We start from the raw sequence: 11223 nt of genomic DNA, 5'->3' as shown, positions 1-11223 counted from the left end.
CAGGTAAATCCCTGCACAGTTACGCAAATCAAGCCGCGACAATTACAGTGACTTACCTGCAACATAAAATCTACACATGCATAAGAGACTTACCTGCAACATAAAAATTCACGCATACATAAGAGACTTACCTGCAACCAAAAATTCACGCATACATAAGGAGGAAATCTATGAAAAAGAGAACAACCCAACTGCTATCCCTTATGATCTCCGCTGCCATGATTGCCAGTACACCGTGCCTGACCTATGCAGCAGATTTCAGTTCAGAAACACTCCTGTCAGATTCAGAAGAAGCGGCAATATGACTTCTCAGATCTACTCACAAACCGGAGCTCTTTCTGACTGCAAGCCTGCGGTTTTCAATGAAAAAGCAACCTGGTATGCATCTAATCCACTGACCGCAAAAACAGACGGAATCATCACCTATGCTACACCATTTACCGTCTTCAGGGTAAAACCTGGAAAGCTATCGGCAATACAAAAAATACAACCTACACCGATAAAAAGCCAGGCACCGCAACCAAATACTGTATCCGTGCATACCGCATCACAAACGGTAAAAAAATATACGGACCTTATTCATCTGTAAGGACCGTAAAATAACAGCAACATAAAAACACCCCGGAAAATCCTGATCTGTGTGGTGTCTCCGAATATCTGATCATCAAGCGGATATTCGGAGATCACCTTATTGTTTGCGGATCTCCGAGGTGTTTTTATTTATTTTCTTAATATTTTATTTTTCCGCCTCAGCTGTTGGTGTTGCTGTGGCTTCTGTCTCTGTTTCACCGTTTACCATGGTTTCATATGCATTGAACATTTCTTTTACTGTCATTTTGTTTACAAGAAATACCTTGTCTCCAACGACAGCTGCATAATAGTTTGTGTCATATGTGTAGAAGGTAACGGTTGTCTGGTTCTTGTCAGAGTCTGTGAATACAGCGGTCATCTCCGGATCTGCAGCCGGTGTATAAGCGTCTGTCAGTCTCTTCTGTCCTGCCATGTTTATCAGCTTGTTGTAGAAGGTGGTAAAGGTTGTACTTTCTATTTCCTTACCATCCAGCTGATAGGTTGTTGTTTCTTTTTCGTTTCCGTCATCATCTGTGGATGTTTCACGTGAAACATTTACAGTACTTGTTGTTTCACCGTAAGTAACCTGGAGCTGATCCAGATTTTTTACAGACAGATAATTGACGATCAGTGACCAGAGATCTGACGGCGTCTTGTCAATAACTGCACTCAATGTATCCGTTGACATTGTATAGATCTGTTTGTTATCTACCGTTACATATCTGCTGCCATCTCCTGCCTCATCACCAACGTAAATGACAAGCTGTTTATCCACTGTGGTTGTCTTGCTGTCTGCATCTTCTGAGCTGCTGTCCGTGTCAGTAGTGTCACTGCTCTCAGAATCGCTCTCAGAGGCCGTAGAATCGTTTTCTCCGGATTCTGTACTGTCTGTGCTGTCATCCTTCACCTCTTCCTTATAATCCACTGTAATCGTCGCATAGGGCTTATCAAGGCCATACTGGGAAAGATCCTCTGCATTGTAGTTTACAAACTGGTCAAATGCAAAGCTTCCAAGTCCGGAGGTTACGTTTCCTGCTGCCGTTGTATCGGCAGACTCTTTATCGCTGCTTCCGTCACCGGAAACATTCCAGGTAGCTCCGTCGGAATTTTCTTCTAGGACATAGGAATCTTTATCCTCGCTGACCTGAACCTTTTTCACTGTGGAAGAATCAATTGTTGGGAAATCTTCTCCCTGTGCATAATCGTAAAGGGAATCCATAAACGGAGACACTGTGTCCGCTGCCACTACATATACCGTGCTGTCATCATCATCCTTGGAAATGTAATACTGATTCGTAGACGTATTCTCATCTCCGATGTTGAGCTTCGTTGTCCCATCAGCGGTATCAACGGTTACTGTGTTAGATGGAGAATCCAGTCCGTATTCCGTAAGATCCTCCACATCCTCCAGGACTCTGTCTGCTTCCACCGTTTCGATGGCGGAAGCTGCGGAATCCAGAGTTGTCTGATTTACAGGAAAAGCAGTCTCATCCTTTTTCACCCAGGAATCATCTTTTTTCTCAAAGGTCACTTCCTTCTTGTCTACGATAAATTCCAGGGATTTAATGTCATCCGTTTTCACGGAAAACACTTCTGTTTTGCTTTCCTCTTCGCTGCTCTCTGTCTTTTCTTCTTTGGATACGTAGGTGTTCAGTCCCACATAAACGCCGCCGAGAACTGCCAGAACAACAACTGCTGAAACAAGTTTGGTCGATTTTTTCATTATGCTTTTCTCCTCTTAAGCCAGATCAAGAATCCTGCAACAAGGAATACTCCCGGGATCAGACCAATGGTACAAATCTTCCAGAAGGCTGCATCATAATCGGTTACTGTCAGGCTTGTGGACTCAAGGCTCTTGGATGGAATAGAAACGGAATTACTGTCGTCTGTGCTGGTCATCCAGTTTAAGGACTCCAGAAGGAGCTTTTCATTTCCGCCGGATACCATCTGGTTTATCTGGCTCTCCATCAGATTTGCTGTGGAGTAGTAAACGATCTGTGTTTCCTTATCATCATCCAGTTTCTCAGTGATGGCAACACCAAGATCAAACGGTCCGTCTACATCTCCGTCTTCCTTTTCGATATTGCTGCTCTGCATATTTGTTTTGGAGTAAGCCTTGTCAGAGGTTGTCAGGATACTGTCGATGGTTACGGTATCTCTTACATCATCTGTTTTCTGAATGCCCTGCGCATACGGTGCCAGTACGTAGGAGCCTGCAGAAGCTGTCTCAGAGCTTGCATCTGTGCTGTTGACTGTTGGTACAAGATAATATGGCATCTGCATTCCATAATGCTGATTATCACCCTCAAATACGATTCCCTCTGCACACTTTACACCATAGTTTTCAAGAACCGCATCAAAGTTCGGCAGATCATCCTGTGTATAATCCGAGAAGATCATAGCTTTTCCGCCTGCCTCCAGATAATCCAGGAGCTCTGTTTTTTCTTCCTCGGAAATATCGCTGGTCGGAGATACGATCATCAGGCAGTCTGCATCATCCGGAACCTTTCCCTCTGTGAGAAGGTTCAGCTCCTTAATATCAATGTTTGCTTTCTGGATATCTTCTTTAAAGCTGGAATCCAGATCTTTTTCTCCGTGTCCGGATAAGGTGTACATGATCGGAAGATCCTCGGATGTTACATAACCGATCGCACTTGTGATCTGTCCTTCTCCATCAAATCCGGTAGTAGTCTGCTGCCAGGTATTATAGTCTACTGAAGAGGAATACATATCGTTGTAATTGATAACCTTGTTTCTGTCGCCGCAGACTACGATCAGGCTGTTTGACGCAAGATCATCGGTTGTATATTCCGATGCAAATTTCGGATTTACAACAGGGTCTTTCACCTCAACTTTAATATGCTTAGACTCATCTTTATAACGTGAAAGCAGATTGGAGATCGTGTCGTCCTCAGAACCGCTTGCCGCGATCTGATAAATGGTAACATCCTTATCCAGTGCCTTCAGTACCTTCTTTGTTTCATCACCGATGGTGTAAAGCTTGGATGAGCTTACATCCAGCTGTGAATATTTGGATGGGATCGCACCGACGATCATATTGATCACAACCACGATCACGATAAAGACTGCTGCCATAGCCATGCTGTAGGAACCATTTTTGATATGTTTTTTGCTGATGGTGCCTACCAGCTTTTTCGGATCCGGTTTATGTTTCTTTTTGCCGGAGTCCTGTGCGGTCTCCGGTACGGCTGCCTCGCCTTTATTTTTCTTAAATTTCTCACTGAATTTCATTTCCATTCACCCCCTAGTTCCAGCGTCTCTTCTGAATGGACTGCATGGTAAGGAACAGGCAGATCGCAATAACAGAAATAAAATAAACGATTCCTGTCACGTCAAACACGCCTTTTGTAAAATTATCATAATGTCCGCTCAGGTTAAATACGTTCAGTACCTTCTGGATACCACCCTGGAAAATACTGGATTTTACAACGTATACGATCACAAGGGCAATCTCTCCCACAGCTCCGATCACTACAGAGATCAGGACATTTTTGATCATGGTATAAATGATGATCGCGATCGCCACGATCAGAAGTCCGAATGCCACTGCAGTTGACATGGAGGTCTGTGAAAAGAATGAGGAAATTCCGTTCATCATATAGAAGGCGAACAGGAATACAAACGTAAGTACTGCTGCAATTACCTGGCTTTCTGTAAGTGCTGACATAAATACACCGATTGCCAGATTTGCGCATCCCAGAAGGAAAAATCCCAGGATCCCGGTGTATGCGGAAGCATAGGAAATCGTTCCGAACTTACTCATGATCAGAGGATAAACGCACATGATCACGACCGGAATGGCAAACACAGCTACCAGTGCAAGATATTTTCCAAATACGATATCCCATACAGATACCGGTGCGGTCAGAAGAAGCTGATCCGTTTTCTGCTTGCGCTCTTCTGCAAGTACACGCATGGAAAGGATCGGCACACCGATCAGGAACACAAAGGTCAGTGCGCTTAAGGTAGTTTCAAATTTTGAATAGCCGCCTGAAAGCTGATATGCGGAAAAATAAATTCCGGTCAGCACCAGGACAAAAAATATGAAGAGATATCCAACCATGGAGGTCAGATAGCTTTTCAGTTCTCTTTTAAAAATCGCTGTCATGACTGATTCCCCTCTTTCTCATCAGAAGCCTTCTCTGGTTCCCCGTTTTTTTCTTCCTGAGTTTTTTCTTCTTCCGATGATCTGTCTTCTACCGGTTTCCACTGTGAGCTTTCCGGTTTTCCGGCGGATTTTTTCTCTCCTTCGGTAAGCTCAAGGAATACATCCTCAAGGGAAACTCTCTTAACCTGCATCTCGTAGATCGGACAGTTCGCTTTTGCCATAGCGTAGAAGACTTTTTCACGGATATCCACATTTTCCTGAATGGAAAGTTTTGTTTTCCACAATTTTTCATCGCTGTCATAGGACATTTCCACTCCGGTTACGCCTTCGATCGTTTCCAGAGCTTTTCGAATCGTGTCTTTCTCGCCTTTTACCTTCATAAGGAGGCTGTTAGAGCCTGCTGCCAGACGTTCCAGATTATCCGGTGTATCGCTGGCTACCAGCTTTCCATGGGAAATGATCAGAACATAATCACACACTGCTCTTACCTCGGAAAGGATATGGGAGCTTAGGATAACCGTGTGCTTCTGCTTCAGGCCTTTGATCAGGTCACGGATCTCGATGATCTGCTTCGGGTCAAGTCCTACTGTCGGCTCATCCAGGATGATCACCTCCGGATATCCCAGGATTGCCTGTGCAAGGCCCACCCTCTGGCGATAACCTTTGGAAAGGTTTTTGATCAGACGGTCTTTCATGTCTGTGATCTTTACCATATCCATGACTTCTTTTATCTGCTTGTCTTTTTGGTTTCTTGGGATTTTTTTCAGATCAGCCGCAAATTTCATGTACTCAAGAACAGTCATATCAAAATAGAGCGGCGGCATTTCCGGCAGATAGCCGATACATTTCTTGGCTGCCTCCGGTTCCTCCAGAATATCATGACCATCGATCATCACTTTTCCTTCTGTGGAAGCAATGTATCCTGTGATCATGTTCATAGTTGTTGATTTTCCTGCACCGTTGGGGCCCAGGAATCCGTAAATTTTCCCCTTTTCGATCTGAAAGGAAAGATGGTCAACTGCAGTATGATCGCCATACTTTTTGACCAGATTACTTACTTCGATCACTTTACTCTCCTCCTTTTATTCTCAGGGAAATACTTTTTTTAATTATCGATTTCCCATTTTATAAGATGCCAGAGGCAAAAGGTCCTGAAACTGAAGCCCTTGACTCTGGCGTCTTTTCAACACCAATAGAAAATGCCCCTGGATGAAACAGAGAATGGGGGAATCCAGGGGCATCTCTATCGGATTATAGTGTAAAAGTAATTTGTGATAAAAGTAGGATAAATTTGTGATAATTTTGTGAAACTCCCGGACAAAAAAATCTCCTGTCGGACAGATTTTGACTTTGTTCGACAGGAGGTATCTTATGCCAGTGGCTCTCTGAGCGGTGTTCCGGCTTTTCTCGGATATTTGCCCGGGGTATTCTTTACCTTCTCGATAATGACCAGGGAGCGGCCGATCTCGGATCCCGGAAGGTCAAAGTACTGAATATCCCTGATCTTTCCACCAAGGATCTTTACTGCTTTCTCTGCTGCTTCTGCTTCTTCCTTTACAGAACCGGATTTATAGGAGACAAAAAGCCCTCCGACTTTTACATACGGGAGACAGTATTCAGACAGGGTTGCCAGTCCGGATACTGCTCTGGATACGCAGAGATCATATTTTTCTCTGTAGGCTTTGTTTTTTGCATATTCTTCAGCTCTTCCGTGAATGGCGGAAATCCCCTCCAGGCCCAGGAGCGCAAAGGTTTCTTCCAGGAATTTTACTCTTTTATTGAGGGAGTCCAGAAGGCAGGCTTCCACCTCCGGGAAGGCAATCTTCAGGGGAACACCCGGGAATCCGGCGCCGGTTCCGATGTCCATAACGGTTTTTATCTTACCCATATCTACAGCCTTGACGCAGCAGAGGCTGTCCAGGAAATGTTTCACGAGAACCTCGTCAAATTCTGTGATACCGGTGAGGTTCATGACTTTGTTTTTTTCTACAAGATATTCGTAGAATCGGATAAACTGATTTTTCTGCGTGTCACTGAGTGTGATCCCAAGCTCCTCGCAGCCTTTTTCCAGGATTTCTAAATTGTACATGCAGCTTCCTCTCTTATTTTCTGTGTTTTATTGTTATTCTTTGTATTATCCGTGTTTATGTCCGGATCTGCTTTCCAGATATACAAGAAGCACGGAAATGTCAGCCGGGGATACACCGGAGATACGGGACGCCTGACCGATGGACACCGGTCTGTAGGCTTCCAGCTTCTGGCGTGCCTCAATGCGGAGGCTTCCTACATCTTCGTAATCAATGTCTTCCGGAAGCTTTTTCTGCTCCAGTTTCTTAAACTGCTCTACCTGCTTCATCTGGCGGCGGATGTAGCCATCATATTTGATGTTGATCTCTACCTGCTCACATACATCTTCCGGAAGCTCCGGTCTTTCTTTATCGATGGGTGCAAGCACCTTATAGTTAAGCTCCGGCCGACGGATCAGCTCTGCAATGGTGGTTCCGGATTTCAGAAGGGTACTGTTCAGAGATTCCAGAAGGCTCTGTACCTCTGCAGAACCACCTACGGTTGCATGTTCCACTCTCTCGATCTCTTCCTGGATCCGGCGCTCTTTTTCCTGTAATTTATGGTATGTCTCATCATCGATCAGGCCGACCTCCCAGCCTTTTTTGCGAAGACGAAGATCTGCGTTGTCCTGGCGGAGGAGCAGACGGTACTCAGCACGGCTTGTCATCATTCGGTACGGCTCATGGTTCTCCTTTGTTACCAGATCATCGATGAGAACGCCAATATATGCCTCTGAGCGGTCCAAAATCAGCTGTTCCCGGCCTTTTACCTCCATAGCTGCATTAATTCCCGCTATAAGGCCCTGAGCGGCTGCTTCCTCATATCCGGAGCTTCCGTTAAACTGTCCGCCGCTGAAAAGGCCCTTGATCTTTTTGAATTCCAGTGTGGGATAGAGCTGGCGCGGATTGATGCAGTCATACTCAATAGCGTAAGCATTTTTTACAATCCTGGCGTTCTCCAGACCCGGTACGGAATGGTACATCTCGTACTGAACATCCTCCGGCAGGGAGCTGGACATTCCGCCGATGTACATTTCATTTGTGTAAAGACCTTCCGGTTCGATAAATACCTGATGGCGTTTTTTGTCTGCAAAACGAACGACTTTATCTTCGATAGACGGACAGTAACGTGGTCCGGTTCCTTCGATCATTCCGGAATAAAGGGGGGATCTGTCCAGATTTGCACGGATGATCTCGTGTGTTTTTTCGTTTGTATAGGTCAGCCAGCAGGATTTCTGCTCGATCTGTACAGATTCCGGGTCTGTGGAAAAAGAGAACGGTACGACTCTTTCATCTCCGAACTGCTCTTCCATCTTAGAATAATCAATGGTGTTTCCGGCGATTCTGGCCGGAGTTCCTGTTTTGAAGCGGAACATTTCGATCCCCAGCTTTTTCAGGGAATCCGTAAGGTAATTGGCTGCCTGAAGGCCGTTCGGTCCTGTATAGTTGCTGACGTCGCCGTAAATGCAGCGGGCCTTGAGGTAGGTTCCTGTACAGAGGACTACAGCTTTTGCGTGGTAGGTGGCTCCTGAGAAGGTTTTTACACCGGTGATGTGCCCGTCTTCTACCAGAAGCTCGGTCACTTCACCCTGGCGGATGGTTAAGTTCTCTGTATTTTCCAGTGTCTTTCTCATTTCTGTGCTGTAGGCCTGTTTATCGGCCTGTGCACGAAGGGAATGGACTGCAGGGCCTTTGGACTGGTTGAGCATTTTGGACTGGATGAAGGTTTTGTCTATGTTTTTACCCATTTCCCCACCGAGAGCATCCAGCTCACGGACGAGATGGCCTTTGGAGCTGCCGCCTACATTGGGGTTGCAGGGCATAAGGGCGATGCTGTCTACGCTGACTGTGAACATGACTGTGTTGAGCCCTAAGCGGGCGCATGCCAGTGATGCTTCGCAGCCTGCGTGGCCGGCGCCTACTACTATGATGTCGAAAAACTGTTCCAGATTTTTCATGCTTTTTCTCCTTTATTTTTTCTCTTATTCTTTCTCTTATTCTTTTTCTTTATTTTTCTTTGTGATTTTCTTTTTCTTTGTTTATTGTGTGGTTGGTTTTTGGTTTTATTTTTACTTTCTTGGCAGAGGGCCTGGTTTTTTTGCTTTGGGAAGCTGTGGAAAACCGCAAAGGGGCCGTAAAGCCACGGCCCCTCTGCACACCCCTCGGGCTTTTTTTTAGGAGTTCTTGGGTTGTGGTGTGGGGTACGGTGTTGACTTTTGTCTGTATGCTTCGGTATTGGATGTGAAACGTTGTGCCGATTGTTGTGATGGAACTGTAACGAGGTTCTCGACGTGCGGTGCACGTCTGCGGGGTTATTCCTGCTTCCGTCTGCCATATTTCGGCTCAGTGTTGAATTGCCAGTACAGAAGCATACAGGTACAAGTTAGCATCTTTCAGCATTCCACAATCGCCGCACTATATAAAAAAGGCCCAGGGGTGTGCAGAGGGGCGCGGCCTTGTGCCCCTTTGCGGTTTTCTCACATTCCAATGTGATCTACCCTCTGCGGGGCCGCAGCCTATGTGCCATACAGCCGGAGGCCGCAGCCTATGCGGCATATACGGCCGATGTTCCGCAATCCATGCGGCATATACAGCCGGAGTTCCTCAATCTATGCGGTATATACGGCCGGGTCTCCGCAATCTATATTATGCAACAATATATCCTACAGAAATATACAAAGTTCCGTTTGATACATTTCGGCTCAGTGTTGAATTACCGATACAGAAGCATACAGGCACAAGTTAGTTTCTTTCAGCATTCCACAATCGCTGCACTATATAAAAAAGGCCCAGGGGTGTGCAGAGGGGCGCGGCCTTGTGCCCCTTTGCGGTTTTCTCACATTCCAATGTGATCTACCCTCTGCGGGCTTCCGCAGTCCATGTGGCATACAACAGGTAGCCGCAATCTATACGGTTATACGACCGGAGTTCCGCAATCCATGCGGCATATACGGCCGAGATTCCGCAATCCATGCGGCCATTCGGCCGGGGCCTCCGCAGCCCATGCGGTTATTATTTCCCCATACAAAATTTAGAAAATATCTCATTAACAAGGTCTTCCCCAAGTGATTCTCCCAGAATCCGTCCCAGACTTTCGTATGCATCTGTCAGGTCTATGGAATAAAAATCCTCCGGCATTCCGCTTTCTATGCTATTTTCTACCAGAGAAAGACTTTCCTGTGCTTTTAAAAGCTCCTGTCTGTGGCGTTCATTGGTGATGTAGACTTCATCATTGAAATCAATCTCCCCGCTGAAGAACATTTCCCGGATTTTTTCTTCCAGGTCTGTGATCCCGGTTTCTTCTTTTGCGGAGATTGGGATCACCGGCTGGTTTATTCTGCTCTTTAAATCCTCTATATCTATAGCAGATTCAAGGTCTGTCTTGCTGTAGAGGACAATTGTCTTTTTCTCTTGCAAAATTTTTATGATTTCTTCGTCGTTTTCATCTAACGGTACGGAGGAATCTACGACATAGAGGATCAAGTCTGCGTCTGCTGCCATTTCCTTGGCTTTGGATACGCCGATTTTCTCTACGATGTCTTCTGTCTGGCGGATTCCGGCTGTGTCAGCGATCTTTAATGTGATCCCATGCAGGTTGATATACTCTTCCAGTACGTCTCTGGTGGTTCCTGCGATATCGGTCACGATGGCTCTGTCCTCTCCCAGAAGCAGGTTCAGCAGAGAAGATTTCCCTGCGTTCGGCTTGCCCAGGATCACGGTCCGGATACCTTCCTGTATGATCTTTCCGTCTCCGGCTGTTTTTAACAGGTTCTGTATTTTTTCTTTTTCTTCTGCTACGATCTGCTCTAATTCTTCAGAATATCCTGTCAGATCATAGTGCTCCGGATCGTCTAATGCCGATTCAATGTACGCTATATGGTACAGTAGTTTTTCTCTGATCTGCTGTACAGTTTTTCGGACTGAACCTTTTAATTGTCCTACAGAATTCTTTAATGAGTACTCATTTTTGGACTGTATCACGTCCATAACGGCCTCCGCCTGGGAAAGATCGATCCTTCCATTGAGGAATGCACGCTTGGTAAATTCTCCCGGCTCGGCAATAATGGCTCCGTTTTTCAGCACAGTTTCCAGTACCTTTTTCATGGCTAAAACGCCGCCGTGGCAGTCGATTTCTATGGTATCTTCTCCTGTGTATGTCCGTGGTCCGCGCATGGCCATGACCAGCACTTCGTCTACCATTTCTTCGTTATCATAAATATATCCATAATGGATGGTGTGGCTTGGGACGTTTTTCAAAGATTTTTTTCCACCCTTGGAACGGTATACTCCGGATGCGATCTCAAAAGCCTCCGGGCCACTGATCCTGACGATCCCGATTCCCGATGCGCTCATGGCTGTGGAAATCGCAGCAATCGTTGTCTCTTCCATTTTTCACTCTCCTTTGTCAAACGGATAAAAGCATTCGGATAAAAGCATCCGGTTAAACGCAAAAATGTT

General features: G+C 45.7%; 10 protein-coding genes. 2 read left to right on the top strand and 8 right to left on the bottom strand.

Features of this window, described 5'->3' with window-relative positions:
* The first annotated feature begins 170 nt into the window (after positions 1-170).
* Positions 171-305, top strand: a complete 135-nt coding sequence (locus NCY57_RS16795; RefSeq protein WP_270390107.1) for a hypothetical protein — start codon at positions 171-173, stop codon at positions 303-305.
* Positions 302-589 carry a hypothetical protein gene (locus tag NCY57_RS07815; RefSeq protein ID WP_250789598.1) on the top strand — a complete coding sequence of 96 codons (288 nt, stop codon included), beginning with the start codon at positions 302-304 and terminating at the stop codon, positions 587-589. The genes NCY57_RS16795 and NCY57_RS07815 overlap by 4 nt, the downstream gene beginning before the upstream one ends.
* 147 nt (positions 590-736) lie before the next feature.
* Here NCY57_RS07815 and NCY57_RS07810 read toward each other — a convergent pair whose 3' ends face one another.
* The 8 genes from NCY57_RS07810 to mnmE all read right to left on the bottom strand — a co-directional run bounded on the left by NCY57_RS07810 (position 737) and on the right by mnmE (position 11154).
* A complete protein-coding gene (locus NCY57_RS07810) occupies positions 737-2293 on the bottom strand; it encodes a DUF4340 domain-containing protein (RefSeq protein WP_250789597.1) in 1557 nt (518 codons plus the stop codon).
* Positions 2293-3822 carry a GldG family protein gene (locus tag NCY57_RS07805; protein ID WP_044961237.1) on the bottom strand — a complete coding sequence of 510 codons (1530 nt, stop codon included), beginning with the start codon at positions 3820-3822 and terminating at the stop codon, positions 2293-2295. The genes NCY57_RS07810 and NCY57_RS07805 overlap by 1 nt, the downstream gene beginning before the upstream one ends.
* A gap of 13 nt (positions 3823-3835) precedes the next feature.
* Positions 3836-4699 carry an ABC transporter permease gene (locus tag NCY57_RS07800; protein WP_015526545.1) on the bottom strand — a complete coding sequence of 288 codons (864 nt, stop codon included), beginning with the start codon at positions 4697-4699 and terminating at the stop codon, positions 3836-3838.
* The gene (locus NCY57_RS07795) at positions 4696-5766 is read right to left on the bottom strand and encodes an ABC transporter ATP-binding protein (RefSeq protein WP_250789596.1); all 1071 of its coding nucleotides are present in this window, start codon (positions 5764-5766) and stop codon (positions 4696-4698) included. The genes NCY57_RS07800 and NCY57_RS07795 overlap by 4 nt, the downstream gene beginning before the upstream one ends.
* Positions 5767-6068: 302 nt before the next feature.
* The gene (gene rsmG / locus NCY57_RS07790; RefSeq protein WP_059086520.1) at positions 6069-6788 is read right to left on the bottom strand and encodes a 16S rRNA (guanine(527)-N(7))-methyltransferase RsmG; all 720 of its coding nucleotides are present in this window, start codon (positions 6786-6788) and stop codon (positions 6069-6071) included.
* 45 nt (positions 6789-6833) lie between these two features.
* Complete coding sequence (gene mnmG / locus NCY57_RS07785) at positions 6834-8723, bottom strand: tRNA uridine-5-carboxymethylaminomethyl(34) synthesis enzyme MnmG (RefSeq protein ID WP_015526548.1); 1890 nt, start codon at positions 8721-8723, stop codon at positions 6834-6836.
* Positions 8720-9100, bottom strand: a complete 381-nt coding sequence (locus NCY57_RS07780) for a hypothetical protein (protein WP_173740012.1) — start codon at positions 9098-9100, stop codon at positions 8720-8722. The genes mnmG and NCY57_RS07780 overlap by 4 nt, the downstream gene beginning before the upstream one ends.
* A 677-nt stretch (positions 9101-9777) precedes the next feature.
* Complete coding sequence (mnmE, locus tag NCY57_RS07775) at positions 9778-11154, bottom strand: tRNA uridine-5-carboxymethylaminomethyl(34) synthesis GTPase MnmE (RefSeq protein WP_022427294.1); 1377 nt, start codon at positions 11152-11154, stop codon at positions 9778-9780.
* Positions 11155-11223: the final 69 nt, after the last annotated feature.

It is taken from the genome of Blautia sp. MB18-30 (assembly GCF_023669475.1).
In the GTDB taxonomy this organism is placed as follows: domain Bacteria; phylum Bacillota; class Clostridia; order Lachnospirales; family Lachnospiraceae; genus Blautia_A; species Blautia_A fusiformis.
The sequence above is the reverse complement of the archived record's forward strand: the minus strand, read 5'-3'. Positions and strand labels throughout refer to the sequence as shown.

Bases quoted from the DNA above. Each gene is read 5' to 3' on its own strand.
- NCY57_RS16795 (WP_270390107.1), top strand. From the start codon at position 171: ATGAAAAAGAGAACAACCCAACTGCTATCCCTTATGATCTCCGCTGCC.
- NCY57_RS07815 (WP_250789598.1), top strand. From the start codon at position 302: ATGACTTCTCAGATCTACTCACAAACCGGAGCTCTTTCTGACTGCAAG.
- NCY57_RS07810 (WP_250789597.1), bottom strand. From the start codon at position 2,293: ATGAAAAAATCGACCAAACTTGTTTCAGCAGTTGTTGTTCTGGCAGTT.
- NCY57_RS07805 (WP_044961237.1), bottom strand. From the start codon at position 3,822: ATGAAATTCAGTGAGAAATTTAAGAAAAATAAAGGCGAGGCAGCCGTA.
- NCY57_RS07800 (WP_015526545.1), bottom strand. From the start codon at position 4,699: ATGACAGCGATTTTTAAAAGAGAACTGAAAAGCTATCTGACCTCCATG.
- rsmG (WP_059086520.1), bottom strand. From the start codon at position 6,788: ATGTACAATTTAGAAATCCTGGAAAAAGGCTGCGAGGAGCTTGGGATC.
- mnmG (WP_015526548.1), bottom strand. From the start codon at position 8,723: ATGAAAAATCTGGAACAGTTTTTCGACATCATAGTAGTAGGCGCCGGC.
- NCY57_RS07780 (WP_173740012.1), bottom strand. From the start codon at position 9,100: ATGGCAGACGGAAGCAGGAATAACCCCGCAGACGTGCACCGCACGTCG.
- mnmE (WP_022427294.1), bottom strand. From the start codon at position 11,154: ATGGAAGAGACAACGATTGCTGCGATTTCCACAGCCATGAGCGCATCG.